Origin of the sequence: Paraburkholderia phymatum STM815 (assembly GCF_000020045.1) — a bacterium.
GTDB lineage: Bacteria > Pseudomonadota > Gammaproteobacteria > Burkholderiales > Burkholderiaceae > Paraburkholderia > Paraburkholderia phymatum.
Map to the genome: position 1 here is coordinate 1,778,311 of NC_010625.1, position 25,470 is coordinate 1,803,780.

Consider the following 25,470-nt stretch of genomic DNA (forward strand, 5'->3'; position numbering starts at 1 on the left):
AAGCACACAGCGTCTGTGCGCTGCTGTGCTTCGTTTAACCCTAGACCGACCTCATTGCAGCGTGCTTCCTGTAACGGCAGCGATTAGTGCCAGCGCTTCGTCGCGCTCAAGCTGTGCGCGTTCGACGAGCAGGAATTGCAGTTCGAGCATGCGTTCCTGAATAGCCAGAAACGTGTGCATTTTCACGAGCAGCAGCACGGCTTCGGTGACGGTTTGTGCCATCTCCGTACTGTTCTGCGTCTGCAATGTGTCGCGCGTGAGCGCGAGCTTATCCACGAGGGCGTTAAAGCCCTCATCGGTTACAAGCGGTTCCATGTTTGACCTCGCTGTATGTTCGGCTGATGCGCGACCCTTGGCCGGGGGCGCGCACGCATCAAGTGTTTTTCTTGATTCTTTTCGAACTAGCGTGCGGCGGTGACGTTATGCGGCCTTGAGTGCGATGCCGCCATCCAGCCATTCATTCAGCCAGCTTTTCAGCGCAGACACCTTGCCGCCAATTTCCTTGAACGGCACGTGCAGTTTCTTCGACGATGCGGCCACGTCCGCGCCGACGTGATCGGTCATGGAAATGACCAGATCGCACGTGCGGCACTTTTCGAGCATGCCGTGCCCGCCGTGCGCATTGCCGCCCTCGTGCTGTGACTTGACGAACACGAACGACACGCGGCCTTTAAACGCGCGCTCGATGTCCTGCTCCTGCTGGTTGAGCAGGCCGACGACGCCGACGCGCGGCAAGCGATTCGTCGGACGCACGACAAGGTGCGAGGCTTCGTCGGTGGTCGGCGTCGTGTCGGCGCGCTGCACGGCTTCGGTGGCGGCGGTGACGACGCTCGACATGATCGACGATTGAAGCTCATCGCTAAACGCGGTGATGGCCTCACGTGCGACCTTGACAGCGAACGTACGGATCAGCGATTCGAACGGTAGCGCGTGCATGCGCGTCTGCACTTCGGCTTCCACGCGTTCGTCGAACGCGCGCTGCGCTGCTGCCTCCTGCTCTTCGCGCTCGCGCGCTTCTGCATCCCGGCGCGCTTGCTGTGCGGCTTCGCGTTCTGCAAGCTCGGCGCGTTCGCGGTCGATGCGTTCGCGCTCTTCGTGCTCGCGCGCGGCGGCAATCTGGCGGTCGAGCTTGACGAGTTCGATGAGCGGTTCGGCCCACCTCGACACGCGCGCCCATGTGTCCAGATCGCGCTGGCGCTCGGTCTCGATCACTAGCGGCTGTGCCTTGCGGAACGCTTCAAGCAGTTTGATATCGGGCCAGCGCTCCATCAGGTCGAGCGCTTTCTCAACGATGGCGCGCTGTTCGTGATCGCGCCAATGCGTCATGGTCTTGCGGGCCTTTGGCGCGGGCGCGGGTTCGTCGGTCACTGCTTCGTCAGTCGCTGCGGCGTCAGCGATTGCAGGCGCCTCGATGGCTGCGGGCTCGCTGCTCGATGGTGCTGCATCGTCGAGCATCACGACATCTTTCGCGGTCGGCAGCGCAGAGAACAGCGAATCAGCAGCGGCGCGGCGCTCGGCGATTGCCTTGATCTGCTCAAGCTCGCGATCCAGCCACGGACGCAGTTCGTTCGGACGTGCATTGCGCAGATTGCGATGCCGATCAGCGTCCAGCACCATGCGCTGCGCCTGATCGACGGCAGCGACGATATGCACGGTGGGATCGCGCTGCCATATGCGGTGCACTTCGTTCGCGACCGCCGTCTGTTCGTTCGGCTTCCAGCTAATACGGTTTCCGTTCATACCCTCACTCTCCTGTTTATACGCACCATTGCTCCGACTGCTAATTCGCATATACGGATGACGCATTTTGAGAAGCTCCCAACTGTAAAAAATTGTTTCGCGAGTTGTGTGATATTGACTCTTATGCCGTCTTATTAATTCGTAATTATTCGCGGTAATTCGCGCTAATTCGCGGTAATTCGTTCCGCCTTACGATTTAACAATGGTACATAATAATTACCGATTTAACTACATCCATAACTCGCCGCAAAGCCCCGCCACATGGGGGTTTACGTCAGATGAATAGCTAAATGCGCTCTAAGAATGCGGAACGCATATGTAAAGTTCTTCAATTCCAGACTCGAAAGAATTACGCACGCCATAGCGGCGCAATACTCCACGGTCTATCAGGTCACCAATAGCGCTCTTTAAATCGTTCGCAAAGCCAACGGCACAGCGGAGTTCGTGAAACGTGCGCGGTGATGTGGCGCGCGCGCGAACGATCGATTCAATACCGTCAATGCTTTTTGTGGCAATAATGCATTGCGCATTCGTCATCATTTGCTCCCGAAGAGAACATGCAGATGCCGGTACAGCGCCTTAGCGCCTTCGACCGTCGTCGTGATCGACTCATTACGCCCGAGCGGCAGCGTGAGCAGCACATCGGACGTTGCATAGTCTTTCGCTTTCGGTGACGAGCCCTTGCCGCGCTTGCCTGAACCGGCCGGCGGTCGCTCGCGCCGATACCAGTAATGAAAAACGCCGTCGATCTTTTCGCGACGCACTGCGCCCTCATACGTCAGGTTGGTGAGTGCGGCGCTGACGCGGTTCATCGGCTGGCCGCTCAATGTGACGAGCACGGCGGCAGTGGTGCCGCCAGCGCCCGCCTCATCGACGAACCGCAAAATGTCGTCTGTCGGGTTGGTGCTGCTTCCATTCATGGCGGGCCCCTGTGTGAGTTATTCGGCGGCGTCGGGCGGCGGTGCTTCGCCGTCGCTCTTCGGCGGGTTCTTTGAACGGCGCTGTGCCTGTTTGATGATGGCGCTCGCGGCGCTGTCATCGTCGAGGCCTGGGATGCTCGTCTGACGCTCTGCCGCCAGTTCGTCTGCGCCCTGCATGTGCTGGCCCGCCGACGCCACCACGATCAGGCAGGGCTGGCCCTGCACGTGCGTGAGTTCACCGGCTTTCGGATCGTTTTTGCCGAGCGTGAAAACGGCTTCCACCTTGTCGCTGAAAGTCACTTTCTTGAGGTCGCCCGTCACGACCACGCGCCCCTCGCTCGCGATCAGGTGCACGGCCTTGCGCACGTTGTCCGTCACGCGCTTGCGAACGCGCTCGATGATGTCGTCCTGTTCGTCGGGCCCGATGCGCGGCCAAATGTCCGGCAGCAACTTCAATTCGCCGACCAGCATCCCGATCAGATCGCGCGCAATCGTTTCGGTGCTCAAGTCGATCGTTCCATCGTCGTCGTTTGCGATATCGCTCATGTGATGTGCTCCCTGTGATGAATGAAGGGGGTTTCAGCGTTGCTGTTCGAAGCGCTTCGCGTAAGACTCGGGCATGTGGGATGCGCGCCTGGGTATCACGTGTATTCGCTTGAGAAGAGGACACCATGCCGCGTTCGCGATACAGGGGATACAGAATCGACGTGCAAGCGAAAACCACGTTCTCTCTTTCCTTCACCGGATTGCGCCGCCGTTACATGGTCTTGTGGTTCATTTACCCGTTTGATGATCAGATTGCACCGGTTGCGAGCTTCCCTGAGAAAGTGGATTTCGCGTCGAAAGGTGAGGCGTTGGAATACGGTCACGGGAGAGCGTGCGCCTTTATCGACAGCATGGCCCGCCTGACAACTTGCTGACGCTGAGAGCGTGGTCATGTCTGCTCCCTAGCCTTTCCGGCGCTCGTATGCGGGATCGGCAGCTGCCTTTTTCGATGCGTTCGCGGGTTGCTGCGAAGCGTCGAACGGATCGGCGTCGGGCAACGCTGGCGGTGCATTGCCTGCGGGCTCGTCGCCGGGCTGCTCATCTGCGCTCTGCTCGCCGTCGCCCGGCTCGCCTGCGCTGTTCTGGTCAGCAGCAGCAGCAGCGGCCAGTTCGTCGTCGCCGTCGCCATCGGGCACCCAAGAAAAGTCGCCGTCGATGGTGTTCGGGTCGTTAAGCTGCGGCGCATCGTTGATCGTGCGACCGTCTGCGGCGAATGCCTGTGTGAGTTGCACCGTGAGCGGGAGAAACTTCGCGATGCGGCGAATGGCGCTCTTGCGACCCATCTCGACGAAGTGTTTTTGCCAAGGGTGCGTCGCGGTCTTTTTGTACTTCTGCGCCTGCTGCCAGCCCTGTGAGCCGTCGCGAATTTCGTTGATCTGCGCCACGTCCATAAATTCGAACGCGTGCCCGCCGCCCTTGAACATCGCGACCGCATAGAACCCGATGATTTCGCCGCGATCACCGCGCGCGGGAATATGGTCGAGCTTTTCGCGCAGACCGTATGCGTATGTGAATTTGTCTTTCTCACGCACCTCGTGGGCGGTGATGCTGACGATTTGCCCGCTACGGCGCGCAAGCTCGATATAGCCGCGATACCCGATGATGACCTGAACGCTATTCACCCAGTATTCGTTACCGTTGCCGTCCTTGCGCTTCGTGTTGAACGGCACGAGGTACGCATGCCCGAGCGGCGTATTGGGTTCGAGCCCAAGCTGTGCGCAGAAGCCGACCGCCGCGACCACAGATGCAATCTCGCATTTCGCGAGCGCGGGCGTCGTCGTCGCTGCGACGATGGCGAGCTTAAAGAGCCGGTCAACCGTCAGCGGGCCGCTCGGCAGCATCGCTGCAATGTCCTTGCGCTTGCGCTCAAGCATGTGCGCCAGCAGTTCTTTCGGCTTGAGCGTCGCCGGATCGACGGGCGGCTTTGGCTTCAAGTCTTTAATGTTGGTCGTTGCCATGTAGTGTTTTCTCCCTGATTCGTGCCTGCCGTCAGTCGCTTAGAGGTTCGCGGCGACGTGCCATGCGTTCGCGCAGATCGACGCGCCGGTAACGCGTGACGGGTCGGTCAGATACGACAACGAGCCGTTAGCGGAAATGCGCACGTGCTGCTCAGGGTCATCGGTGAGCAGCTCGACTGCCGCGCAGATGTTCGCCATTGCCTGCACGCGGTCGGCTGCGTGGTGGGGTTGGCTCGCAACGATCGATTCAAATTCCATTTCGGCTTTCTCGACGGCTTCGGCTGCGGTCGGTGCGGTGACGGTGAATGAATAGGACATGCGGTTCTCCCTGTGGGTTGGTACTGCGGTGGACTACTCGTGAAACGGGCATGTGCTCCAGCGCGGGCAATACTTGCGGCTGCACATGATCGATGAGGGGTTCGGCGGGAAAAGGCCCGAGCGGAACATTTCGGCGGCATGCTCGATGAGCCCGCGCTCGTGCCTAGTGCCGACCATCACGCGACGCGCATCGAACACAGGCGAGACGGCCACGGCGGGCTTGCTCGTCGCACTGAGTGCGATCACCTGTGCGCCGCCCGTCTGCACGTCGCGCGTGTGCTCGTAAAGCAATTGATACGTCCCAAGCTGCGCAGAGCGGCCCTTGGTCTTCGCTTCGCCCTTGCTGATGACTGCGCGCCCGCTTTTCAGATCGGGGATGACGGGATGCGGATCGTGCGGCAATTGCGAGACGCGCGCCCGGTCCATCGTGCCGGTGAGCGTGACCGTGAGCCCGCCCCCGCAATCGATATCGAAGGGCTTAAGCGTCGTCTCGACATCGACGTAATGCATCGTCGGCGTGATCTGCTCGCAGTACATGTGATGCAGACGAAGGCCGATGCTTTCCGCCTCCTTTGGCGTCAGGTCGTCGTGGCTGTAATCCGTCTCGTATTCAGGCGTGTGAATCTTTGCGGCGAGCACGCTGGCGGCGTCGTCGATGCGCATCGGCTCGTGATCGATATACGCGCGGTCATAGGTCGCGGTGCTCGCGTGCAGCGCCGTGCCGAGAACCGCGCGAATGCCGACCGGCATGCTCATGCCGAGCAGATGCTGCCCTTCCCAGCGCATCGCGCAGTCAAACAGACCGCCCCATGACGATGCGCGCACCTTGATCTTGCTCATCAGAACTCCTAAGCGCGGGTTGACCCACATCGCAGACGCGCGATGCGCCGCGATGACTTTACGACTTCGGGAATACGTCTCAGGCGTGCAGGAACGGCGCTAGAAGGCTCCGCGCGAGCACGCTGAGATCAGATACAGGAACGCGGCGGCGCTCATGTCAGCCGCACATATGCATAAGAGCGGCGCACGCGGGCCGGAATGACGGCAGTACCGATAGGCACTTTGGGCTTGAGCCGCTTGTGCTGCTCGAACCATGCGCGGCGCTGCTTCGCATTGAGGCAGCGCAGATACGGGCGATGCGAAAGGAGGTTCCGCATATTTATGTCACTCCGCATAAAACGATTCGTACGCATGTAAAACAGCTTATTGCTTTAAAAAAAAATGTGCTTACGATTGCCGTTTGCAGATAGTAGTTAATGACCCGAGTAAAAAACAAGGGCGATTTGCAAAAAAAGTAGTAACGCGAATTAAAGCGAAAGGGAGCGAATAACCATGAAAGTACGTGAGATTTTCGAACTGATGGGAGGCCGCCCGTACATCATGCGGCTGACGGACTTGCAGCCCGCGCGGCTGTCGCTGATGGCGACGAAGAATCATATTCCGTCGCATTGGGTGCGGCTCTTTATCGCTCTGCGCCCCGAATTGGACTGGACTTATTTGCTTGATTCCGATTCTCCTAAATACGCGGAGATTCGCGCCAATTCATTTATTCGCGATTTGCGCGCGCAGCGAATGCGAGAGGCAGAAAAACCGCGCGTCGCCGAAATGGAGCCGTAATTCCCTGACTGACGCACCGCAATAACTTTTAACGTCGTCATTCGCGGCGGGCATGCGCTCGCCGTGTCAGGGAGAAACGATCATGTCTCGCATCAGGACCGTAAAGCCGGAACTGTTCTCACATGAAGAGCTTTACGACGCGGAGAAGGAGACGGGCTTGCCGCTGCGTCTCGCATATATCGGGCTGTTCACCGTGGCCGACCGCGAAGGCCGGTTCCGCTACAAACCGCGCACGCTGAAAAAGGACGTGCTGCCGTATGACGAGGTGGATTTTGAACGCGTGCTGGACGCGTTAGTCACGCGTGGCTATCTCGTGCGCTACACGTCCGCGACGGGTGAAGCACTCGCGTATATCCCGACGTTTACGCGTCATCAACACGTGAACGTAAAAGAACCACCGTCCTCTTTACCGTCGCCCGATATCGAACCGGAACCCGAGAGCCCCGCCAGTCAAGGCCCTCCACGCGATGACGACGCGTGCGGCACGCGTGACGATCCGCGCGCGCACCTGGGAACGGGAACGGGAACGGGAACGGGAACGGGAAAGGGAACTAAACCCAAAACCGACGGCGACGATAAGCGCACCGGAACACTGGACGCCGCAGGCGTGAGCGTCGCAATCATCGGCTGGGAGCGTGAGCGGAAAAAAGCGGCGCGCGGCGTGTCGCCGAGCAACCCGACCGTGATCGATCTGGCCGCACTCGGCTTGTCTCGTGACGAGCTTCGCGCGGCATACGACGACGCGGTGGCCAGTCGGCTGGCCGACGATGACCCGACGCCGGTCAATGCTGGGTTCGTGCGGACGTTCGTCGAAAAGCGCCGCAACCCGCCCAAGCCGACGCCGCGCGACGACTGGCGGCGCAGTGAGTCGGGCATATCGCGCCGCGCATCGGAACTCGGCATTGCGCCGCGTCCCGGCGAATCGTTCGATGCACTGCGCGAGCGCGTGAGCGCTGCCGAGCGCCGCAACGGGGCCCACCCATGAGCGATGACGGCTTTACGCATGGCAAGTGCGCAGCGTTCGGCTGTCCGCTGCCCGGCTCGCTCGGCGTCGGCGGTGAGTGGGTCTGCTTCTGCCATCACGGTGCAGCGTCTGGGCGCTGGCAGAACGTCACGCGCTGCATTCGCTCGCACGAAGCGCTCGCATCGAGCATCAGCGACGCGCGGCGCTTTCTCGGCACCCCGCAATGGCAGAGCGCGTATCGCGAGATTCGCAGGCGACTGACTGCGGCCGGCCTGGCCGATCTGCTGCCCGGCAAGGCCGACGAATCGCCGTGCAGTCCCGGTCATCCCGTCGCAGTGCATTGGCTCATGCGCATGGAAATGCATCTGCTCGACCTGTGCAATCGCGAGACCGGTGCAGCGCTCGCGCACCCGTCGCCGCCGCCCGGCGTGCGCACCGCGCAGCAGACCGCGCAGCACGCAAGCGCGTACCTGCCCGACATGGCGAAGAAACCCGACAACGGAGACGCCGCATGAGCCGCAATCTCATCGATTCGCACATCGACGACGACATGCTGACGCCAGCGCCCGCGACGTATCGCGTGAGCTTCACCGTCGAGGGCGTGCCGGTCGGCAAGGCACGTGCACGCGTCACTCGCAATGGCACGTACACGCCGAAGAAAACGCGGCGATACGAGCACGACGTGCGCACGGTCGCGATGCAGGCAATGGGCGCACTGCGACCGTGCCGCGATGCGGTGCATGTGTCGCTCGTGGTGTTCCTGCCGGTCCCTGAGCGGTTCAGCAAGGCGAAGCGCGCGGCAGCGCTGGCCGGGCTCGTGTATCCCGTCGTGCGCCCGGATCTCGACAACTTCGAAAAGGCCGTGACGGATGCGCTAAACGGCGTGGTCTATCACGACGATTCGCAAATCTGCGATGTGGTCAAAAGCAAGCGCTACAGCGACCGCCCGCGCGTCGTGATCGAGTGCGCAAGCATCAACGGCTTTAGCACCTACGAACTGCAACCCGCACGGAGAATCCGCCATGCCACGCATCCCGAAAAAGCTCACGGGTGATCGCAACCAGTGCCGGACGTGCCGCGAGTTTTTCAACTCGTCGAGCGCCTTCGACAAGCACCGCACCGGCCCATTCGGCACAAAGAGCGCGCCCGCCCAGCGTCGTTGCCTGTCGCCCGATGAAATGCGCGCGGCGGGCATGTTGAAAAACGACGCCGGGTTCTGGATCAAGTCGCGAATGGACGATGCGGAGATTCAGCGACGGACTGAGAGCCGAAAAAACGCGCGGGAAGCTGTCACTCCGAACGCTAGGAGCCGCCCGAGCGTCGCGGGAGTATCAACTATAGGACGCCACCGCCAACGGCTCCTAGAACGAGTTCTGCTCAAAAAACAGGCAGCACGAAACGAGGTGGATCATGAGCCAGATTTTTATGAGCGTGCCGCGTGCGCTGCACTTCGCGTATCTGATTCAGGCGTATCCGGCTGCGCCTGAATCGTTGCTTGCGCGCGTCATGCGACAGCACATCGAGCAGTGCGACGTATGGGAGCCGCGCCGGGCCCGCGTGGTCGACTTCGGCGGGCTGAACTCGCTGGAAGTGCGCGCCGAGTGCGCGAGCATCCGGAAGCACGTCGAGCGCGAACTCACCGACTTGCCGTGCGCGGTCATCAAGGCGCGCTATGGGCTGACCGACTTCACGGACGCGGGCGGCGACCGCCGTTATTTTTTCTCGCGTGAGCGTGCGAACGCTATCCGCTGGCTGTCGAGCGATTGGGCGCAAGCGCAGTTCGCAGACGTGTGCGAAAGCGTGCTCGATCTGCTCATCGCGCGACACTTCACGGACCGGCGTCGGACGCCGATCACGCTGCGCGGCCTCGCTGAAACGTTCGGGCGCAATCACACGTACTACCGACGCATTGCGAACCGGCTCGAAGAGCAATTGATCCTCATCGAGAATCGCGCTCTTGACGACCTCACGCCGCTTTTCACGGCTGAGCATCACGGCCACTCGATCGCGTAGGGACAGAGCCTAGGCTGCTGTGCATAGAGCGTAGCGGTATGCCCAGGCTCTTTTCCCATGTTAGGGAGAGAGGTTGCAGAAGGCATTGAACCATCGACACATGCGGTTGCGCTCGGTAGGTGTGGTGAGAGGTTTCGATACCGACTTGACAACATCCCATCTATAGAAAACCGCTTTGCCTGTGGCGTCCTTTACCAAGATGCCCTTGTCCATCTGGCGCAACAGCGTGACCTGTGCGGGCGAAGTCGATTCCGACGACACGAGGGATACACTTGGCTTTGCATACAGAGCCTCTATTCCCTTTGTGTATCCCCAAAAATACATAAATGTGCATAGGGGAACCATGATCGTGATGCCAGTTCGAAGTGGGCGGGGAATGCTCTCTGACACTCGCTTGTGCGAAAATGACCAGCGCACGATCTCGTACATTATGAGAGGCCCTGCCATCGACATACCCTTCGCGACGGCATCGCCGACCAGATAGTTAAAGAGGTTGATAGCGATCGCGATCACCACATAGAACTTATAAGGTGAGCGGCGAAACCATGACACAAGCTTTTGCTTTGTAAGCTCCTCCTCAGACAGTCCCCGTTCGACGCGGCGCAACATCAGTTCGCTAGTCGTGTACACCAGCGCTGCCGTCAGGATCGCGGGCACCCAAAGCAGCGCATCTCGAACGTGATCTGCGACGGTTGTCGGGACGTCACCGAATGAAAGACCCAGCGCTTCGAGATATCCCCAATCGAACAGCACCGACAGACAAAAAGTTGCCGCCGTAAGGCCGCCGATGATTTTGCTCCATTCATCGGTTGAGTTATTCACGCGGTCAAGGCTCTGCATAATTATTTAGATAGGTTCCCTTCCTGGTCCTTATGGGCGCTCTGCCGGTCGCATTGTAGCGGTTGTTCGCCGCCGACTGCCTGACGCTTGCATCTTTGTTCCAGCGCACCTACCATCACGGCATCATGCGCAAATTGCGAAAAGCGAAAGCGCAGTGACAGCCTGCGCGGCCAACGGCAGCGTCCGTCGAGATAAACGACACGCTGCGGACAGGGCCGAGCACATGAACAAGAACGCCCAAAAATGACATGGTGAGAAATCAGTGTCACAAGTTCAAGAAATCAGCATTCAACTCGATGGCATCAGCAACGTTCTGAAGACACGGCGGTTTCGGGTGCCCGCATATCAGCGTTCCTATGCTTGGGAAGCGGAGCACGTTGAAGCTTTGCTCGCAGACGTGAACGATGCTATCAGGTCCAAAGAAAAGGAGTATTTCCTTGGGTCGATCGTTGTGACCGGGCCAGTCGAACGTCGCTATGAGGTGGTTGACGGGCAACAACGGCTCACGACCGTGAGCTTGCTAATTTCCGCCATCCGCGATCGATTTCGAGAAGAATCCGACCACGAAGCGGAAACTTCAATCAGGAACGACTTTCTTGCTAACGTTGACCGCAAGACGAAAGAGCGAGAGCCGAAGTTGGCTTTGAACGAAGTCGACAACGAGCTTTACCAAGAGCTAATCGAGGACAAGTCGGCCATTGACATATCGCGGTACCCGCGTCAATCGCATAAGCGCCTGCTTGCAGCAGCCGAATGCATGCGCAAGTACATCGACGATCTTTGCGTTCAGTCAGCCGATTCGGAAGAGACTCTGCACGAATGGCTCGACTATTTGGAAACCAACCTGAAGGTCATCCTCGTTATCGCGCCGGACGACAGTAATGCGTTTGTGATATTTGAAACGCTCAATGATCGTGGACTCGAATTAGCAATTTCTGACCTCTTGAAGAACTATCTGTTCCATCGCTCGGGGGACAAGATCGAGGAGACGAAGAACCGATGGTTGACGATGGTTGCCACGCTCGAAAGTGCGTCCGACGATCCACTGGTTGTGACATATCTTCGTCACTTCGCCATGTCCAAATACGGGCTGGTGCGCGAGAAGGATCTGTTTGGAATAATTAAGAGGAAGGTGACAAGCAAGAAACTCGCGCTTCAATTCTCAACGGAACTGAGCAATACGGCAAAGACGTACGCTGGCCTGATTAACACTGACCACGATCTTTGGGCGGGGTACGATGTGGCAACGCGGGAGGCCGTGTACGCGATGAACCTGCTGGGGATGGTCCAGGTACGCCCGCTTTTGTTGGCGATATTGGATAAGTTCGAGCCGAAGAAGGTGTCCGCCGCCTTCAGGCGGCTAGTCGCCGTAGCCGTCCGGTTCCAGATCGTCGGTGGTGCCGGGGGCGGAACATTGGAGCGCATCTACAGTGATGCAGCGAAGGCAGTTGCGGATGGCAAGCTGAACTCAATCGAAGAGGTATTGAAGGGATTCAGCACTCTGCCAACCGATTCGGCATTTGCTGCCGCCTTCTCGGTCGCATCCGTGTCGAAACAGTCACTGGCTCGTTATTACCTTCGAATGCTTGAGAGCGGCGTGCCGGGAGCATCCGGCGAGTTGGTTCCCAGCACAGACGCTGTGCGTGTGAATTTAGAGCATGTTTTGCCGATTAACCCGTCAGACAAGTGGTTGAAGACTTGGTCGGCAGACGACGCGAAAGCCTACCAGCGGCGGCTGGGAAATATGGCGATCATTTCCGCGAAGATGAACAGCGTTATCGGGAACGAAGACTTTGCGAAGAAGAAGCCGGAACTTTCAAAGTCTGCATTCCACTTCACAAAAGCAATCGGCGAGATAGATGATTGGGATAAGGACGCCATAGAGAAGCGGCAAGCCGCGATGGCAGAGATTGCTGTTAAGGTCTGGTCAATAAAAGGCTAATAGACCTGCAGCCAAAAAAAGGCCCGCTTTCGCGGGCCTTTTTCGTCTTCGATGGCTTGTCAGCGTTCGTCTTCGCTTGGCACTCCGTTTTCCCAGTCGTCTACATCGGCGTAAAGCTCGACGCACGGTTCGGGCGCTTTGAAGCAATCGACGACTAGGCAACCGTTCGCAAGCGATGTAGACATCGAAGCGAACCATCGGGTTGTCTTCCGAGTGTGCATGATGCTTGGACTGCGGCCAGTACGTGAGCGGTGATTTCTTCCATTTATTTGCCCTCGATCACTTCTTAGCCGCCGACGCTGCATGCGTGAGCGTCGTATTGATCGACTGCACTGCGTCGATGCCCGACTTAGCAAGCGGAACGACGATGAAAGCGACGACACAGACGACAGTCGCACCGATGATGATCCACGAGAATTTGCTATCCATTTTGATACCCCATTGTGTGAGTTAATTTGCTGCTTCGTTAGCAGTTCATCAGAACTGCTAACGACTAGTCTAGGAGTTTGCCGCTCACCGGGGCCGGGTTTCTACCTAGGTGCGCTCGCCCATCCACATAACCGCCGGATAGTTGACCGCGCATCGATTCCGCATATGCCGAACAGACCGTTTAGACCCTGCGTGCATCCCGGCTGCGCATTGCTTGTGCAAGGCAAAGAGCCATACTGCCCTGAGCACCTGAAAGCACGACGACGCAGAGAGAACGAGGCCAGGCCGACGACAGCGCAGCGCGGGTACTCGTCACGCTGGCGCAAGGCGCGCGAGGCGTATCTGCGCGCGCACCCGCTCTGCATGTGCGATCAATGCGCCGCGCTCGGTCGCGTGCTGCCCGCGACGGTGGTCGATCACGTCGTGCCGCATCGAGGCGACCAGCGTCTGTTCTGGGATCAGAGCAACTGGCAGGCGATGAGCAAGCCCTGCCACGACCGCAAGACAGCGACGCACGACGGCGGCTTCGGCAACGTTCGCGCGTCGAGCACGTGAGCCCGACGCGTCGCGGCTGCGTGCGGCATGCGTCAGGACGCGTCAGGTCGGGCCCGCTGCTCGCAGCACGTGCGAACGCTCGCGCAGCGCAGGCGGCAGCTGCCTGCGCGCGCCTCGCGCGTCGTCGTGCAGGGCATTCGTCTACTCAGCGTTTCCACTGATCGGTCTGACGAATGGCACGGGGGTTTCCACTGAGTCGTATGACGAATCCATTCATCAGATGATAGGGGGGGTCCGATCTCCAGCGGGCCGGGCCCCGTGATCGTGCGCCTGCGCTCTTTTTTTCCGACGCGATTTTGAGCATGAGGGGTCAACCGTGGAAGCTGCCAGCCAGCTACAGATCGTTTATCGCGACATCGAGCACTTGGTGCCATACGCGCGAAACGCCCGCACGCACTCAGATGAGCAGATCGCGCAACTGGCCGCGAGCTTGCGCGAGTTCGGATGGACCAACCCGGTTTTGCTCGACGGCGATTGCGGCATCATCGCGGGCCACGGTCGCGTGCTCGCTGCGCGCAAGCTCGGCCAGCGCGAAGTGCCGACGATCGATCTGGCGCACCTGAGCGAAGCGCAGCGCCGCGCGTATGTGCTCGCTGACAACAAACTGGCCGAGCGCGCCGGATGGGATAGCGAGCTTTTGGAGCTCGAAGTCGCTGACCTGTCAGGCATGGGTTTCGAGCTTGGCGTGCTCGGCTTCACCACGAACGAGCTTGCGACGCTGCTCGGCACTGCTGACGAGCCCGCGCTGTCTGCTGCCGTGAATGAAGAGCGATTCTTGGTGCTCGTCGATTGCGGCAGCGAGCGCGAGCAGTCCAAGCTCTTCGCCGAGATGCGGGAACGGCACTTCGTTTGCAAGCTGATGAGTTAAGCCATGCGCAAATACGAGTTCACGCTGTCATCGCCGGTCGCCACGACGTTCCGCAGCAGCAAGGCTGCGAACTCACTCGATATCGACGTTAAGAAAAAGAGCACGCATCACGTGTGCGTCTCCGCTGATGTCGAGTCGGCCTATCACGTCGGGCTCATCGTGGGCGCGTCAGGCAGCGGGAAAACGACGCTTGCGCAGCATATCTACGGTGACGCGTGCTTTACGACGCTGCTCGATCCGACCCAGCCGGTCATCGAGCAGTTTCCCGAGCAGTACGCATACGACGAGTGCGCATCGATGCTGGCGGGCGTGGGGCTTACGAGCGTACCGTGCTGGATTCGTCCCGCATACACGCTTTCGAACGGCCAGCGCGCCCGCGCCGAGTGCGCATTGCAGATGGCGCGCAGCGCGGCGAACGATGAGCCGGTGCTCATCGACGAATGGACAAGCGTCGTCGATAGGACGGTCGCCAAGGTCATGTCGCATTGCATCCAGAAGCACGCGCGCAAGAGCGGCAAACGTATCGTGCTGTGCTCGTGTCATTACGACGTGCTGGAGTGGCTTAACCCGGATTGGGTCATCGACTGCAACCGGCAGGAGTACACAGATCGGAGGTCAGTTTGTCGCGACTTCCGACGCGCCGAGCAACTTACGTTTGACATCAGGGAAGTGGATCGCTCAACGTGGGCTTACTTTAGCAAGTATCACTATCTGAGCGAGCAGCTACCGGGCGGCATCATCAATACGTTCGGGCTCTTCCACGGTGATGACCAGATCGGCTTTCAGTGCTTCGCGAACTATGTGCCGCGTCGCGCTGGCGAAGTCATGAAGATGCACAGCAATCGCACCGTGATCCACCCCGACTATGCGGGGCTCGGCATGGGGCTGATACTCATCAATGAGACGAGCGAAATCATGGCGCAGCGCGGTTTCGATGTGCGTGCGAAGTACAGCAGCACGCCCATCTATCTCGCCATGAAAAAGTACCCGCAATGGGTGCTCACCGATGTATCACGCCGCACCAACACAATTGTCGGCGGCAAGGTCGATAGGAAAGGCGGCTATCGACACGACGTTAAGACGTACTCATTCCGCTTTATTCCCAAGGCGAAACGATGATGCGCGGCTTTGTCATCATGCGGGCGTCACGGCTCGATCAGATTTTCAACCAGCTAGGAGCAATCATGTCGGCACTCGACGACCTCAAGGCAGAAGTGGCAGCAACGATTAGCATCGAACAATCGGCGGTGACGCTCATTCAGGGCATCGCGCAGCAATTGCAGGACGCGCTCGCGAATGCGGGTGTGAATGACCCTGCATTGGTCGAACTGACGACGCAACTCAAGAGCAACGCCGACGCGCTGGCCGCTGCTGTGTCGGCCAACACGCCAGCCGCCCCGCTCGCAAGCGGTGACGGCAGCGCACCGCAGGCGTAATCATGCGCGGACGCAAACCGACGCCGACGGCGCTCAAGCTCGCGCGCGGCAATCCCGGTAAGCGTCCGCTGCCTGAGAACGAGCCGACGCCGAAAGGCGACATCGAAATGCCCGCGTACCTGACGCCTGCCGCCGCCGAGCACTGGCCGCTCGTCGCGTCGCAGCTACAGGACGCGGGCGTGCTGACTTCGGTCGATACGACAGCGCTCGCTCTGTACTGTGAAGCGTTCGCGCGCTGGCGGCATGCGACGGATCAGGTCACGAAATATGGTTCAGTCGTCAAAACGCCGAACGGCTTTCCTGTGCAGTCGCCATTCCTTGCGATTGCGAACAAGGCACACGAGCAGATGACGAAGCTGCTCGTCGAGTTCGGCATGACACCATCGAGCCGCACGCGCGTGAGTAAAGCGCCGAGTGACGAGCCCGATGAGTACGCGGATTTTGTGAAGAAAAGGCGCTGATATGGCGTCCGACATCATCGCCGTGGTGAGTCAGTTCGTTTCGCTGCAAAAAGGCTTGCGCGCGTATTGGGGCCGCTGCCCGTTTCACGACGAGCGCGGCATGACTCATTTCAGCGTCAACGAAGCCACGCAGCGCTTTTATTGCTTCGGCTGCGGTCGCGGCGGTTCGGTCGATGACTTTCTGCGCTACATCGAGGAACGCGACGCGCAGCCCTGACGATGGCAAACCCGCACGTAGTCGCCGCGAACAAGTACGCGCGCGACGTAATCGCCGGGAAGGTTCCGGCAGGCAAGTACGTTCGGGGTGCATGCGCGCGTCACCTGGCCGACCTCGACAAGAGCAAGAGCAAGTCTTATCCGTTCGTGTTCGATGCTGCTGCCGGTGAGCGTGCATGCGCATTCATCGAGAAGCTGCCGCACACGAAAGGCAAATGGGCCCGCATGGGCGAACGGCTCGTGCTCTCGCCGTGGCAGTGTTTCATCATCGTTTGCGTTTTCGGCTGGAAGCGACGCAAAAACGGCATGCGCCGCTTTCGCGAGCTTTACGCGGAGATACCGCGTAAGAACGGCAAGAGCCAGATAGGCGCAGGCATCGGTCTTTACATGCTAATCGCCGATGGTGAATACGGCGCGGAAATCTACTCAGGCGCGACGACTGAGAAACAGGCGTGGGAAGTGTTCGGGCCCGCCCGTCAGATGATGCAGCGCACGCCCGGTCTGTTGAAAGCAGCAGGTGCGGAAGTGTGGGCGAAGAGCATCGCCATACCGTCTGACGGCTCGCGATTCGAGCCCATCATCGGGAAGCCGGGCGATGGTTCGAGCCCTTCGTGTGCGCTCATCGATGAGTTCCACGAGCACGACACGCCCGATCTGATCGACACGATGCAAACGGGTATGGGCGCACGTGAGCAGCCCTTGACGTGCATCATCACGACGGCGGGCTATAACCTCGCGGGCCCGTGTTACGACAAGCACAGCGAGTCGAAAAAGGTACTGGACGGGCTCATCGAGAACGACGAACTGTTCGCCATCATCTTTAGCATCGATGAGGAAGATGATTGGGCGAGCCCGACGAGCTTGCAGAAAGCGAATCCGAACTTTGATATTTCGGTCGATGCTGACTTTCTGATGGCGCAGCAGCGGCGCGCGACGATGAATCCCATCGAGCAGAACCGTTTTAAAACGAAGCACCTGAACGTGTGGTGCTCTGCGCGCAATGCGTGGATGAACATGCAGCAGTGGCAATTCTGCGCCGATCCATCGCTGACGCTCGACGAGTTCGAGGGCACTGAATGCGTGTTCGTGCTCGACCTTGCGAGCAAGAACGACATATGCGCGTTCGTGCAGGTGTTCAAGCGCGAGCTTAACGGGCAGGACCATTACTACGCGTTCGGGCGGTACTACCTGCCGAGCGATGCAATCGAAGAGAACAAAACGAATCAGGCGCTGTATCGCAAGTGGGTCATACAGGGCTATCTCATCCCGCTCGAAGGCGCGGAGATCGATTTCGACGTGATTCGTGAGGACGTGCGCGCGATGGCGACGCGCTTCGATGTGCAGGAAGTCGCCTATGACCCTTGGCGCGCGACGCAACTCGCGCACCAGCTTGCGAAGGATGGCGCGACCGTCGTCGAGTACCGGCAGACGGTGCAGAACATGAGCCCGGCAATGAAAGAGGTCATGGCAGCAGTGAAGGCCGGCCGCTTTCATCACGACGGCAATCCGTGTCTTAACTGGATGGTGTCGAACGTCGTCGCGAAAGAGGACGCGAAAGAGAACATCTATCCGCGCAAGGATCGACCCGAGCAAAAGATAGACGGCCCGGTGGCAATCATGATGGGCGTGGGCCGTCTGATGGTTGCAGAGCCGCTTTATCCAGTGCTTCCCGACGACTACTCACTGACCATCGTATGAACGCGATCATTTACAACCTGTGCATGACGCTCGGCGTCGTGCTCGCTGTCGTCGGCGTCGGGCTGCTGCATGGTGTTGCCGTCGCGCTGATCGTTGCGGGCGCACTCATGATCGGCCTGACGATGTTCGGCGCGTGGATGACGACGAGAGGCTAGACGATGTTTCTCAAATTTCGCGCTGATGCTGACGACGGCGACCGCTCGCCGTGGGGCTCTTTCTGGTTCTCGCCTGTCCCGTTCAAGGGGCAACCGCATAACGTGACGGGCGATGCCGCGATGCGGCTCACCGCTGTGTATGCATGCGTGCGGGTGCTCGCCGAAGCTGTCTCGATGCTGCCTTTCGTGCTGTATCGCGAAGGCGCGGACGGCTCGAAGAAACCCGAAAAAGCGCACTGGCTGTATCGACTGCTCGCCGTGCGTCCGAACGAGTTTCAGAACCCGATGGAATTTCGGGAAATGATGATGATGCATCTGGCGCTGCGCGGTAATGCGTTCGCCGAAATCATCAGCAACACGGCGGGCATCGTGACCGACCTCGTGCCGATTCACCCCGACACGATCACGATTGAAATGCTGTCGAAAACGAATTGGCGCTACATCGAGCACTTGTCCGATGGTACGGAACGCATCATCGTTCGCGGCAGCATGTGGCATATCAAGGTCATGTCGCCGGATGGCATCGTGGGTATGAATCCGATTCAGGCATCGCGCGAGAGCATCGCGAGCGGCCTGAGTGCGCAGGAGTACGGGCTGCGCTATTTCGAGAACGACGCGACACCGGGCGGCTGGATCGAGTATCCGGGCGAGTTCAAGGACGATCAACAGAAGCGCAATTTCCGCGAGTCGTGGCAGACGCAACAATCGGGCCGCAACCGCCGCAAAACGGCAGTGCTCGAACGCGGCATGAAGTACCACCCAATTGAAGTGAAAAACAGCGATGCGCAGTACCTTGAGACGCGCAAATTCAGCGTGTCCGAAATCGCGCGCCTGTTCCGCATTCCGCCGCACATGATTGGCGATCTGGAAAAAGCGACCTTCAGCAACATCGAGCAGCAATCGCTCGAATTTGTGATCCATACGCTGACGCCGTGGCTCGTGCGCTGGGAGGAAGCGATCCGCGCATCGTTTATCGAAGTCGGCGAAGGGCTCAATTGTGAGTTCCCGACGACGACGCTACTCCGTGGCGATGCGCAAGCGCGCTCGATGTATTACCACAATGGCATTCTCGACGGCTGGATGACGCGCAATGAGGCGCGGCTCATGGAGAACATGAATCCGCTGGATGGGCTCGATGAGCCGATGCGCCCGCTGAACATGGTCGAAGAGGACGAAGCGGAGACGCAGCAAAACGCGCCGCAGATCGCGCCGAAGCCGGGCAAGCCAGCGAATCCGCAGCCCGAGCAGGAAAACGACGATGGGCCGACGCAGGCGCGCATGTATGCGCTCGCCGCTGCGGCTGCTGATCGAGTAGCACGCAAAGAGTGGGAAGCGCTACACGCAGCGGTAATGCGCAAGGAATCGATATCCGAGTTTTACGACAAGCACGCACGGTTCGTGTCGGCGGTGCTCGGCGTCAGCGACGACGCCGCGCGCGACTACTGCCGCGCGCAGCTTGAATACGTCATCGAGAACCGCGACGACATTACCGACAAACAGTTCGCAGACATCGCGGGAATGCGGCTGCAACGTCTCGCCTTGAGGGGCCACCATGAACCGCTCACTGCTCATATCTGAGTTTCTTTCCACGCCGTGGGCGATCCTGCCCGAGCGCCTGAATGCAATCGCCGCCGTGCTCGCGCGGTGGGATGCGAACGTGCCCGCGTCTGCTGATGTGCTCGCGTCGGTGCGTGCTGATGCGGAAGCGCGCGACGCGCGGCGCGGCGAAGCGGCTCGCGCCGGTAACGGCTCGATTGCCGTGCTGCCCTTCTACGGCGTCAGCGTGCAGCGCACGACGATGGTGGAAGACATCAGCGGCAGCGGCCTGATGAGCATCGCGCGCTTTACGCAGGCTTTGCGCGCTGCTGTCGCTGACGATTCGATTGGCGGCGTGCTGATCGACGTCGATTCGCCGGGAGGCTCGGTGTACGGCGTGCAGGAGCTTGGCGACGAGATTTACAAGGCGCGCGGGCAAAAGCTCATCGTGGCATGTGCGAACAGTCTCGCGGCCAGCGCTGCATTCTGGATCGGCTCAAGCGCTGGCGAGTTCTACGTGACGCCGGGCGGCGAAGCCGGATCGATCGGTGTTTTTGCCGCGCATGAGAACTGGGCCGCAGCACTCGAAAAAGCGGGTGTTGAGGCGACACTCATCAGCGCGGGCAAGTACAAAACAGAAGGCAACCCATACGGGCCCTTGAGCGAAGAGGCGCGCACCTTCATGCAATCGCGCGTGGACAGCTATTACGGCGCATTCACGCGCGCCGTTGCGCGCAATCGCGGCACCGATGTTGCGACCGTGCGCGGCGGCATGGGCGAGGGTCGCGTGCTCGGCGCGAGCGAAGCCAAGGCCGCGAACATGGTCGATGACGTTGCAACGTTCGATCAGGTGCTCGGGCGCATGGCGAAGGCCATCGGCCAGGGCAAGACCAGTACACGAGCGCAGCGCAATGCAGCGCTCAACCGCTCCATCGACATTCTGAACGCCTGACGCAGCGTTCGCCGCTAACCGTTCCATTGAACAGTCAGTGATGGGATCCATCGATCACAGGCCGCGTCACGTCCTTTAAAAACCCGGAGAGCATCATGAACAAGAAAATCCGTGCGCTGCAACAGCGCAAGGCTGAAAAGGTCGCGGCCATGCGCGCACTCGCTGATGCGTGCGCAGAGCGCGACATGACCGACGAAGAGCAGACGCAGTTCGATGCGCTGCAAGCGGAAGTCGGCAGCATCAATGCGAGCATCGAGCGCGAAACCGCACTGGCTGCGGAAGAGCAAAGCGTCGGCATCCAGATCGCAGAGGATGCACGTATCGAAGTCATCGAGAACCGCGCCACTGATCCGCGTCGCGGCTTTCAGACGTTCGGCGAGTTCGCACAGCGCGTTCGCGCTGCTGCCGGTGGCGGTCGTATCGATGACCGGCTGATGCTCGGCGGCGGTGGCCCGAACGCAGCAGCGCCGACGACGTTCGGCAATGAAGCGGGCGGGCAGGATGGCGGTTTCCTCGTGCCGCCGCAGTTCGCCAGCGAAATTTTCACGCTGTCGCTCGAAGAGCAGGCACTGCTCCCGATGACCGACTCGACGCCGATCAGCGGTAATTCGATGGTGTTTCCGAAGGATGAAACGACGCCGTGGGGCACCGACGGTATTCGCGCTTACTGGCAGGCAGAGGCGAGCGTGGCGACTGCCACGAAGCCTAAGCTGGGTGTGAGCACGAACCGGCTGCACAAGCTCATGGCGCTCGTCCCTGTGACGGACGAACTGCTCGACGATGCCAGCGCGCTTGCGTCGTATCTGCCGGGCAAGACCGCCGCTTCGATCCGCTGGAAGACCGACGAGTCGATTCTGTTCGGCACTGGCGCGGGTCAGCCGTGGGGCGTCATGAAGTCGGGCGCGCTGATCGTGGTCGCGAAGGATAGCGGCCAGGCAACCAACACCCTCACGCCGACGAACATCAGCAACATGATTTCGCGTCTGCCGGTGGGCTCGTTCGGGCGCTCGTTCTGGCTCATCAATCCCGATGTGCTGCCCGCGCTCGACAATCTGACGCTCGGCAATTACCCGATTTACATGCCGGTCGGCGGCGGCGACCGCGCTGCGGGCGGCTCGCCCTATGGCATGTTGAAGGGTCGGCCCATCGTGCTCAGTGAGCATGCGTCGCCGTTCTCGTCGCAGTCCGATATCTCGCTGCTCGATCTGTCCTACTACCGCTCGATCACGTCGCGCGGCGGCATCCAGACGGCGACGAGTATGCACGTGTATTTCGATGCAGATGCAACGGCTTTCCGCACCACGTTCCGCGTGGACGGCGGGCCCAAGATCGAAAACGCCATCACGCCACCCAAGAGCACGAACAAGCGTTCGCCGTTCGTGACGCTTGCGGCTCGTTAAGTCATGGTGACGCCGCGCATGCGGCGTCAACTCCTACGCCTATTGAGGAAAAAAATCATGTTCCCGATGAACGTCAAGGCGACTGAACAGGTCGCAGTGCTCGGCGGTGTTAACCCGTCGTCGCAGGCTGCGGGCGCAGCCGTGAGCGGTTGGATTTCCGCCGCTCAGTTCAATAAGTTTCTCGCGCTGATTAACGTCGGCACGTTCGGCGCTTCTGCGACCGTCGATGCAAAGATCCAGCAGGCGCAGGACAGCAGCGGTACGGGCGCTAAGGACGTGCCTAACAAGGCCATCGCGCAGTTGCTCGCCGCTGGCGGCAATAACGTACAGGCTGCGATCAATCTCGATGCGCAGGAACTGGACGTCAATAACGGCTTTGGCTATATCCAGCTTTCGGTGACGGTCGGCACGGCTGCAACGGGCACGAGCGCATCGCTGCTGGGTTTCCTGCCGAAGTTTGCCGCCGCGTCCGATTTCAACGCGGCCAGCGTCGCGCAGATCGTCGGCTAACCGCTGCACGCACTGAGAGAGCCCGCGCTCAAAAGGCGCGGGTTTTTTTATGTCCTCTGAAATCCTGATCCGCCCCCCTGCCGGTGAGCCCGTATCGCTCGCAGAAGCAAAGCAGCATCTGCGCGTGACCGACTCATTGCAGGACTCGCTTATTTCGATGCTCATCAGCAATGCGCGCATCGCGTGCGAGTCGAAAACGCGTCGTCAGCTTCTGCATGCTCGCTGGCAACTCGTGACCGATCGATTTCCGATGTCGGGCGTCGGTACGCCGCTGCCGTTCTGCGACGATATCAACCTGCCCGCGTATGCGATCCGTCTGCCGCATGCGCCGTTCGTCGATCTGCAGAGCGTGACGTATTTCGACATGAGCAGCACATTGCAGACGATGGACCCCGCGACGTACACGGTCAATTCAGCGATGGAGCCCGCGCTCGTGTCGCCGCGCTTCCGGCAAATCTGGCCTATCCCACTGCCGCAGATCGGCGCGGTTCAGTGGACGTATGACGCGGGGTATGCTTCGCCCATCAAAAACGCGGTGGCAGGCTCCGCGTTCTTTACCGTTGTTGGGCCCGTCTCATGGAAGGTGGGCGACACCACGACGTTCTATAACAGCGGGGGCGCGCTTCCCGCACCGCTGCAACCCAATACACCGTATCTGATCGCACAGGCAGTCGGCAATGAGTACAGCGTGAGCGACATGGACGGAAACACGATCACGCTCACGGATGGCGGCAGCGGCGCGAGCTTCATCGGCACGGTTCCCGAAGGGCTGCGGCACTGGATTCTGCTGCGCGTCGGCTCGCTGTATGAGAACCGCGAAGAGGTCGCAATCCTGAATCGCGGCAAGGTCGAAGAACTGCCCTTTGTCGATGGGCTGCTCGACCCGTACCGGATTTCGATGCCATGAGCGCCGCATTGCGTGGCGGCACGCTGACGCGCGGCATCTCCGTACAGACGCGCACGACGCAGCGCGATTCATTCGGGCAGCAGGTGCTCGGGTGGATCGAATTGAAGCAGGTATATGCAGCGATTGAAGCGCTCACAGGCTCCGAGCGCGAAGCTGCTATGTCGATATCGACCGACATCAGCCATCGCATCACCGTGCGTTATGACGACATCTGGAGCGACCCGAAAACGGTCGCGACGTATCGCATCGTGTACGGCACGCGCCTTTTCAATGTGAATGCGGCACTGAACATCGACGAAGCGAACCGCGTCGTGGAACTGCTCTGCACAGAGGGTCTGACCTATGGCTAGTCTGAAATGCATCAAGGGCTTTGAGCAGTTCTCCGCAGCGCTTGAGCAGTTCCCGCAGAACGTCGCGCGCAATGTGATGCGCACCGGGTTGCGCAAGGGTGCAGAACTGCTGCACGAGACGGCGAAAAACCTCGCGCCCGAGCTTGAGAAAGAAGACAAGCGCAGCCGCAATAGCGCAGTCCCTGGCCGACTCAAGGACTCGATCTATCACAAGCTCATTCCTGAACTCTCGTCCGGCGATCTGCTGCAAACGTATTTCGTCGGCGTGCGGCGCGGCCAGAAAAGCGCGCAACTCAAGGTCAAGGGCGGAAAGATACTCAACCTGAACGCCTATTACTGGACGTGGGTTGAGTTCGGGCACTACTACGTCCCGCCGCGCAATGCACTGCAAAAGTCGGTGTATTCGAAAAAGCGCCTTAACGAAGCGGCTCGCTTGACGGGTATGGCTGTCTGGATTCCGCCGCGTCACTTCATGCGCGACGCGTGGACGCTTTCACGCGATGCGGTGATGGACGTCACGATTCGCTATATGGAAGACCGCATTCCCATCGAAGCGAAAAAACTCGGGCTCGACTGGAAAGCAAAATGATCCAAGAGGATTTGCAGACCCTGCTCGCAACGGTTGCAGCGGGCGGGCTCTCGCCTGAACAGGCCGTGCAGAACGGCGCGTTTCCCTACATCGTGTATTCGCGCATGGCGTCGCCGGTTAATAACGTGCTCGAAGGCAACGGAAACCCGCGCATCAATAACACCCATTTCGAGCTTTCGATATGGGGCCAAACGTATGCGCAAGCCGTGCAGACCGCGAAGCTCGTCGCGCAGACGATGCAGGGCTGGACGGTTCAAAACGTGCTGTTACGCGAGACCGATCTGTTTGAGGCCGACGTGCGGCTGTATCGCGTCGTGCAGGAATACTCAGTTTGGCATTACGACTAAGCGCATCACCCGCCCGTCACCGGCCCGCCCAAGCGGGCTTTTTTTATTGGAGTTCTCAAAATGACCAGCACTGCTTTTTCTGCACAAGGCTCGTCGTTCGCGGTCGCAGGCTCTGCCGGTTCTGCCAAGAGCATCAGCGGTATTGCGCTCGGCAATCCGACCATCATCACCGCGACCGCGCACGGCTTTTCGAATGGTGACGTGGTGGCGCTGTCTGCTATCGGCGGCACGACGGTACTTAACGGTCAGACGTTCGTCGTCAGGAACAAGACCGCGAACACCTTTGCTATCGATTACGACACGACGGGCGGCAGCGCTTATACGTCGGGCGGTACTGCGACGCCGAACACGTGGACGAACGTCGGCAACTTCAAGACCATCAAGGGTTTCGACGGCAAGCCCGCGAAGCTCGACGCGACCAACCTCGCATCGACTGCGAAAGAGTACCGCGCGGGGCTGATCGATCCGGGCTCGTTCTCGTTCGATGTCGATATCGACAACAGCGACGCCGGGCAGCTTGCCTTGCAGGCGTATCGCGTGTCGGCGGCCATCGTGAATTACAAGCTCACGCTGCCGAACGGGCACACCGCCACTTTTGCGGGCTATGTCGAGTCGTTCCCGTGGGATGGTGGCGTAGACAAGCTGCTGTCGGCGACGGTGAACATCGTCATCACTGGCCCGGTCACTTTCGCATAAGGGTGCGC

At 59.9% G+C, this 25,470-nt stretch carries 35 protein-coding genes; 25 read left to right on the forward strand and 10 right to left on the reverse strand.

The window, feature by feature from the left end; translation table 11 throughout:
* Window positions 1-51: 51 nt before the first annotated feature.
* The 4 genes from BPHY_RS35320 to BPHY_RS35335 all read right to left on the reverse strand — a co-directional run bounded on the left by BPHY_RS35320 (window position 52) and on the right by BPHY_RS35335 (window position 3,206).
* Window positions 52-315 carry a hypothetical protein gene (locus tag BPHY_RS35320; protein ID WP_012406274.1) on the reverse strand — a complete coding sequence of 88 codons (264 nt, stop codon included), beginning with the start codon at window positions 313-315 and terminating at the stop codon, window positions 52-54.
* Between the two features lie 105 nt (window positions 316-420).
* Complete coding sequence (locus BPHY_RS35325) at window positions 421-1,740, reverse strand: hypothetical protein (protein ID WP_012406275.1); 1,320 nt, start codon at window positions 1,738-1,740, stop codon at window positions 421-423.
* A 536-nt stretch (window positions 1,741-2,276) separates the two neighbouring features.
* Entirely contained in the window at window positions 2,277-2,660 is a 384-nt protein-coding gene (locus BPHY_RS35330; RefSeq protein WP_012406277.1) for a hypothetical protein, read from the reverse strand.
* A gap of 18 nt (window positions 2,661-2,678) precedes the next feature.
* On the reverse strand, window positions 2,679-3,206 hold the full coding sequence (locus BPHY_RS35335) for a hypothetical protein (RefSeq protein WP_012406278.1): 528 nt from the start codon (window positions 3,204-3,206) through the stop codon (window positions 2,679-2,681).
* 161 nt (window positions 3,207-3,367) lie between these two features.
* Between BPHY_RS35335 and BPHY_RS42230 the strand changes: the two genes are divergently transcribed.
* Window positions 3,368-3,580, forward strand: coding sequence for a hypothetical protein (locus BPHY_RS42230; protein WP_157686905.1), 213 nt, complete (start codon window positions 3,368-3,370; stop codon window positions 3,578-3,580).
* Between the two features lie 27 nt (window positions 3,581-3,607).
* Here BPHY_RS42230 and BPHY_RS35345 read toward each other — a convergent pair whose 3' ends face one another.
* From BPHY_RS35345 to BPHY_RS42815, 4 genes are all read right to left on the reverse strand, one after another.
* Complete coding sequence (locus BPHY_RS35345) at window positions 3,608-4,663, reverse strand: recombinase RecT (RefSeq protein ID WP_012406280.1); 1,056 nt, start codon at window positions 4,661-4,663, stop codon at window positions 3,608-3,610.
* Between the two features lie 39 nt (window positions 4,664-4,702).
* Window positions 4,703-4,981, reverse strand: a complete 279-nt coding sequence (locus tag BPHY_RS35350) for a hypothetical protein (protein WP_012406281.1) — start codon at window positions 4,979-4,981, stop codon at window positions 4,703-4,705.
* A gap of 33 nt (window positions 4,982-5,014) precedes the next feature.
* Window positions 5,015-5,821 (reverse strand): RecB family exonuclease, encoded by an 807-nt coding sequence (locus BPHY_RS35355; protein WP_012406282.1) that lies wholly within the window; start codon window positions 5,819-5,821, stop codon window positions 5,015-5,017.
* Window positions 5,822-5,973: 152 nt separating this feature from the next.
* A complete protein-coding gene (locus BPHY_RS42815) occupies window positions 5,974-6,138 on the reverse strand; it encodes a hypothetical protein (RefSeq protein WP_167538903.1) in 165 nt (54 codons plus the stop codon).
* Window positions 6,139-6,361: 223 nt separating this feature from the next.
* On the opposite strand from BPHY_RS42815, the gene BPHY_RS35360 reads away from it, so the two are divergent.
* From BPHY_RS35360 to BPHY_RS35385, 6 genes are all read left to right on the forward strand, one after another.
* A complete protein-coding gene (locus tag BPHY_RS35360; protein ID WP_157686906.1) occupies window positions 6,362-6,598 on the forward strand; it encodes a hypothetical protein in 237 nt (78 codons plus the stop codon).
* Between the two features lie 82 nt (window positions 6,599-6,680).
* Entirely contained in the window at window positions 6,681-7,583 is a 903-nt protein-coding gene (locus BPHY_RS38995; RefSeq protein WP_012406285.1) for a hypothetical protein, read from the forward strand.
* On the forward strand, window positions 7,580-8,077 hold the full coding sequence (locus BPHY_RS35370) for a hypothetical protein (protein ID WP_012406286.1): 498 nt from the start codon (window positions 7,580-7,582) through the stop codon (window positions 8,075-8,077). The genes BPHY_RS38995 and BPHY_RS35370 overlap by 4 nt, the downstream gene beginning before the upstream one ends.
* Window positions 8,074-8,616, forward strand: coding sequence for a RusA family crossover junction endodeoxyribonuclease (locus BPHY_RS35375; protein WP_012406287.1), 543 nt, complete (start codon window positions 8,074-8,076; stop codon window positions 8,614-8,616). The genes BPHY_RS35370 and BPHY_RS35375 overlap by 4 nt, the downstream gene beginning before the upstream one ends.
* Window positions 8,585-9,049 carry an FDXHR family putative zinc-binding protein gene (locus tag BPHY_RS44465; protein ID WP_425194991.1) on the forward strand — a complete coding sequence of 155 codons (465 nt, stop codon included), beginning with the start codon at window positions 8,585-8,587 and terminating at the stop codon, window positions 9,047-9,049. Before BPHY_RS35375 ends, BPHY_RS44465 begins: the two co-directional genes overlap by 32 nt.
* Window positions 8,973-9,575: a hypothetical protein gene (locus BPHY_RS35385; protein ID WP_012406288.1), complete on the forward strand. Its 603-nt coding sequence runs from the start codon at window positions 8,973-8,975 to the stop codon at window positions 9,573-9,575. The genes BPHY_RS44465 and BPHY_RS35385 overlap by 77 nt, the downstream gene beginning before the upstream one ends.
* Before the next feature lie 60 nt (window positions 9,576-9,635).
* On the opposite strand, the gene BPHY_RS35390 is transcribed toward BPHY_RS35385, so the two are convergent.
* Window positions 9,636-10,397, reverse strand: coding sequence for a hypothetical protein (locus tag BPHY_RS35390; protein WP_157686907.1), 762 nt, complete (start codon window positions 10,395-10,397; stop codon window positions 9,636-9,638).
* 280 nt (window positions 10,398-10,677) lie between these two features.
* Here BPHY_RS35390 and BPHY_RS35395 point away from each other — a divergent pair, with 280 nt between their 5' ends.
* A complete protein-coding gene (locus BPHY_RS35395; RefSeq protein ID WP_012406290.1) occupies window positions 10,678-12,357 on the forward strand; it encodes a DUF262 domain-containing protein in 1,680 nt (559 codons plus the stop codon).
* Window positions 12,358-12,636: 279 nt separating this feature from the next.
* Here BPHY_RS35395 and BPHY_RS42235 read toward each other — a convergent pair whose 3' ends face one another.
* On the reverse strand, window positions 12,637-12,786 hold the full coding sequence (locus BPHY_RS42235; RefSeq protein WP_157686908.1) for a hypothetical protein: 150 nt from the start codon (window positions 12,784-12,786) through the stop codon (window positions 12,637-12,639).
* Window positions 12,787-13,149: 363 nt separating this feature from the next.
* On the opposite strand from BPHY_RS42235, the gene BPHY_RS44080 reads away from it, so the two are divergent.
* From BPHY_RS44080 to BPHY_RS35475, 17 genes are all read left to right on the forward strand, one after another.
* Window positions 13,150-13,341 (forward strand): HNH endonuclease signature motif containing protein, encoded by a 192-nt coding sequence (locus BPHY_RS44080; RefSeq protein WP_244257581.1) that lies wholly within the window; start codon window positions 13,150-13,152, stop codon window positions 13,339-13,341.
* A gap of 316 nt (window positions 13,342-13,657) precedes the next feature.
* Window positions 13,658-14,209, forward strand: coding sequence for a ParB/Srx family N-terminal domain-containing protein (locus BPHY_RS35405; RefSeq protein WP_012406292.1), 552 nt, complete (start codon window positions 13,658-13,660; stop codon window positions 14,207-14,209).
* A gap of 3 nt (window positions 14,210-14,212) precedes the next feature.
* Entirely contained in the window at window positions 14,213-15,328 is a 1,116-nt protein-coding gene (locus tag BPHY_RS35410) for an ATP-binding cassette domain-containing protein (protein WP_012406293.1), read from the forward strand.
* A 65-nt stretch (window positions 15,329-15,393) separates the two neighbouring features.
* Entirely contained in the window at window positions 15,394-15,645 is a 252-nt protein-coding gene (locus BPHY_RS35415; RefSeq protein ID WP_157686909.1) for a hypothetical protein, read from the forward strand.
* 2 nt (window positions 15,646-15,647) lie between these two features.
* Window positions 15,648-16,106: a phage terminase small subunit P27 family gene (locus BPHY_RS35420; protein WP_012406295.1), complete on the forward strand. Its 459-nt coding sequence runs from the start codon at window positions 15,648-15,650 to the stop codon at window positions 16,104-16,106.
* A 1-nt stretch (window position 16,107) separates the two neighbouring features.
* Window positions 16,108-16,323, forward strand: a complete 216-nt coding sequence (locus BPHY_RS35425) for a CHC2 zinc finger domain-containing protein (protein WP_012406296.1) — start codon at window positions 16,108-16,110, stop codon at window positions 16,321-16,323.
* 2 nt (window positions 16,324-16,325) lie between these two features.
* On the forward strand, window positions 16,326-18,020 hold the full coding sequence (locus BPHY_RS35430; protein ID WP_012406297.1) for a terminase large subunit: 1,695 nt from the start codon (window positions 16,326-16,328) through the stop codon (window positions 18,018-18,020).
* Entirely contained in the window at window positions 18,017-18,175 is a 159-nt protein-coding gene (locus BPHY_RS42240) for a hypothetical protein (RefSeq protein WP_012406298.1), read from the forward strand. The genes BPHY_RS35430 and BPHY_RS42240 overlap by 4 nt, the downstream gene beginning before the upstream one ends.
* Before the next feature lie 3 nt (window positions 18,176-18,178).
* Window positions 18,179-19,753: a phage portal protein gene (locus BPHY_RS35435; protein WP_012406299.1), complete on the forward strand. Its 1,575-nt coding sequence runs from the start codon at window positions 18,179-18,181 to the stop codon at window positions 19,751-19,753.
* A complete protein-coding gene (locus BPHY_RS35440) occupies window positions 19,728-20,663 on the forward strand; it encodes a S49 family peptidase (RefSeq protein ID WP_012406300.1) in 936 nt (311 codons plus the stop codon). Before BPHY_RS35435 ends, BPHY_RS35440 begins: the two co-directional genes overlap by 26 nt.
* Before the next feature lie 95 nt (window positions 20,664-20,758).
* On the forward strand, window positions 20,759-22,063 hold the full coding sequence (locus BPHY_RS35445; RefSeq protein ID WP_012406301.1) for a phage major capsid protein: 1,305 nt from the start codon (window positions 20,759-20,761) through the stop codon (window positions 22,061-22,063).
* 57 nt (window positions 22,064-22,120) lie between these two features.
* Complete coding sequence (locus tag BPHY_RS35450; protein ID WP_041765911.1) at window positions 22,121-22,573, forward strand: hypothetical protein; 453 nt, start codon at window positions 22,121-22,123, stop codon at window positions 22,571-22,573.
* A gap of 49 nt (window positions 22,574-22,622) precedes the next feature.
* Window positions 22,623-23,480: a head-tail connector protein gene (locus BPHY_RS35455; RefSeq protein WP_012406303.1), complete on the forward strand. Its 858-nt coding sequence runs from the start codon at window positions 22,623-22,625 to the stop codon at window positions 23,478-23,480.
* Window positions 23,477-23,830: a phage head closure protein gene (locus BPHY_RS35460; protein ID WP_012406304.1), complete on the forward strand. Its 354-nt coding sequence runs from the start codon at window positions 23,477-23,479 to the stop codon at window positions 23,828-23,830. The genes BPHY_RS35455 and BPHY_RS35460 overlap by 4 nt, the downstream gene beginning before the upstream one ends.
* Complete coding sequence (locus tag BPHY_RS35465) at window positions 23,823-24,419, forward strand: HK97-gp10 family putative phage morphogenesis protein (protein ID WP_012406305.1); 597 nt, start codon at window positions 23,823-23,825, stop codon at window positions 24,417-24,419. The genes BPHY_RS35460 and BPHY_RS35465 overlap by 8 nt, the downstream gene beginning before the upstream one ends.
* Window positions 24,416-24,766, forward strand: a complete 351-nt coding sequence (locus BPHY_RS35470; protein ID WP_012406306.1) for a DUF3168 domain-containing protein — start codon at window positions 24,416-24,418, stop codon at window positions 24,764-24,766. Before BPHY_RS35465 ends, BPHY_RS35470 begins: the two co-directional genes overlap by 4 nt.
* A 60-nt stretch (window positions 24,767-24,826) precedes the next feature.
* The gene (locus BPHY_RS35475) at window positions 24,827-25,462 is read left to right on the forward strand and encodes a phage tail tube protein (protein ID WP_012406307.1); all 636 of its coding nucleotides are present in this window, start codon (window positions 24,827-24,829) and stop codon (window positions 25,460-25,462) included.
* Window positions 25,463-25,470: the final 8 nt, after the last annotated feature.

What these genes read in the sequence shown, in the direction of transcription:
- BPHY_RS35320 (WP_012406274.1), bottom strand. Translation starts at nt 315, where the DNA reads ATGGAACCGCTTGTAACCGATGAGGGCTTTAACGCCCTCGTGGATAAG.
- BPHY_RS35325 (WP_012406275.1), bottom strand. Translation starts at nt 1,740, where the DNA reads ATGAACGGAAACCGTATTAGCTGGAAGCCGAACGAACAGACGGCGGTC.
- BPHY_RS35330 (WP_012406277.1), bottom strand. Translation starts at nt 2,660, where the DNA reads ATGAATGGAAGCAGCACCAACCCGACAGACGACATTTTGCGGTTCGTC.
- BPHY_RS35335 (WP_012406278.1), bottom strand. Translation starts at nt 3,206, where the DNA reads ATGAGCGATATCGCAAACGACGACGATGGAACGATCGACTTGAGCACC.
- BPHY_RS35345 (WP_012406280.1), bottom strand. Translation starts at nt 4,663, where the DNA reads ATGGCAACGACCAACATTAAAGACTTGAAGCCAAAGCCGCCCGTCGAT.
- BPHY_RS35350 (WP_012406281.1), bottom strand. Translation starts at nt 4,981, where the DNA reads ATGTCCTATTCATTCACCGTCACCGCACCGACCGCAGCCGAAGCCGTC.
- BPHY_RS35355 (WP_012406282.1), bottom strand. Translation starts at nt 5,821, where the DNA reads ATGAGCAAGATCAAGGTGCGCGCATCGTCATGGGGCGGTCTGTTTGAC.
- BPHY_RS42815 (WP_167538903.1), bottom strand. Translation starts at nt 6,138, where the DNA reads ATGCGGAACCTCCTTTCGCATCGCCCGTATCTGCGCTGCCTCAATGCG.
- BPHY_RS35360 (WP_157686906.1), top strand. Translation starts at nt 6,362, where the DNA reads ATGCGGCTGACGGACTTGCAGCCCGCGCGGCTGTCGCTGATGGCGACG.
- BPHY_RS38995 (WP_012406285.1), top strand. Translation starts at nt 6,681, where the DNA reads ATGTCTCGCATCAGGACCGTAAAGCCGGAACTGTTCTCACATGAAGAG.
- BPHY_RS35370 (WP_012406286.1), top strand. Translation starts at nt 7,580, where the DNA reads ATGAGCGATGACGGCTTTACGCATGGCAAGTGCGCAGCGTTCGGCTGT.
- BPHY_RS35375 (WP_012406287.1), top strand. Translation starts at nt 8,074, where the DNA reads ATGAGCCGCAATCTCATCGATTCGCACATCGACGACGACATGCTGACG.
- BPHY_RS44465 (WP_425194991.1), top strand. Translation starts at nt 8,585, where the DNA reads ATGCCACGCATCCCGAAAAAGCTCACGGGTGATCGCAACCAGTGCCGG.
- BPHY_RS35385 (WP_012406288.1), top strand. Translation starts at nt 8,973, where the DNA reads ATGAGCCAGATTTTTATGAGCGTGCCGCGTGCGCTGCACTTCGCGTAT.
- BPHY_RS42235 (WP_157686908.1), bottom strand. Translation starts at nt 12,786, where the DNA reads ATGGATAGCAAATTCTCGTGGATCATCATCGGTGCGACTGTCGTCTGT.
- BPHY_RS44080 (WP_244257581.1), top strand. Translation starts at nt 13,150, where the DNA reads ATGTGCGATCAATGCGCCGCGCTCGGTCGCGTGCTGCCCGCGACGGTG.
- BPHY_RS35410 (WP_012406293.1), top strand. Translation starts at nt 14,213, where the DNA reads ATGCGCAAATACGAGTTCACGCTGTCATCGCCGGTCGCCACGACGTTC.
- BPHY_RS35415 (WP_157686909.1), top strand. Translation starts at nt 15,394, where the DNA reads ATGTCGGCACTCGACGACCTCAAGGCAGAAGTGGCAGCAACGATTAGC.
- BPHY_RS35420 (WP_012406295.1), top strand. Translation starts at nt 15,648, where the DNA reads ATGCGCGGACGCAAACCGACGCCGACGGCGCTCAAGCTCGCGCGCGGC.
- BPHY_RS35425 (WP_012406296.1), top strand. Translation starts at nt 16,108, where the DNA reads ATGGCGTCCGACATCATCGCCGTGGTGAGTCAGTTCGTTTCGCTGCAA.
- BPHY_RS35430 (WP_012406297.1), top strand. Translation starts at nt 16,326, where the DNA reads ATGGCAAACCCGCACGTAGTCGCCGCGAACAAGTACGCGCGCGACGTA.
- BPHY_RS42240 (WP_012406298.1), top strand. Translation starts at nt 18,017, where the DNA reads ATGAACGCGATCATTTACAACCTGTGCATGACGCTCGGCGTCGTGCTC.
- BPHY_RS35435 (WP_012406299.1), top strand. Translation starts at nt 18,179, where the DNA reads ATGTTTCTCAAATTTCGCGCTGATGCTGACGACGGCGACCGCTCGCCG.
- BPHY_RS35440 (WP_012406300.1), top strand. Translation starts at nt 19,728, where the DNA reads ATGAACCGCTCACTGCTCATATCTGAGTTTCTTTCCACGCCGTGGGCG.
- BPHY_RS35445 (WP_012406301.1), top strand. Translation starts at nt 20,759, where the DNA reads ATGAACAAGAAAATCCGTGCGCTGCAACAGCGCAAGGCTGAAAAGGTC.
- BPHY_RS35450 (WP_041765911.1), top strand. Translation starts at nt 22,121, where the DNA reads ATGTTCCCGATGAACGTCAAGGCGACTGAACAGGTCGCAGTGCTCGGC.
- BPHY_RS35455 (WP_012406303.1), top strand. Translation starts at nt 22,623, where the DNA reads ATGTCCTCTGAAATCCTGATCCGCCCCCCTGCCGGTGAGCCCGTATCG.
- BPHY_RS35460 (WP_012406304.1), top strand. Translation starts at nt 23,477, where the DNA reads ATGAGCGCCGCATTGCGTGGCGGCACGCTGACGCGCGGCATCTCCGTA.
- BPHY_RS35465 (WP_012406305.1), top strand. Translation starts at nt 23,823, where the DNA reads ATGGCTAGTCTGAAATGCATCAAGGGCTTTGAGCAGTTCTCCGCAGCG.
- BPHY_RS35470 (WP_012406306.1), top strand. Translation starts at nt 24,416, where the DNA reads ATGATCCAAGAGGATTTGCAGACCCTGCTCGCAACGGTTGCAGCGGGC.
- BPHY_RS35475 (WP_012406307.1), top strand. Translation starts at nt 24,827, where the DNA reads ATGACCAGCACTGCTTTTTCTGCACAAGGCTCGTCGTTCGCGGTCGCA.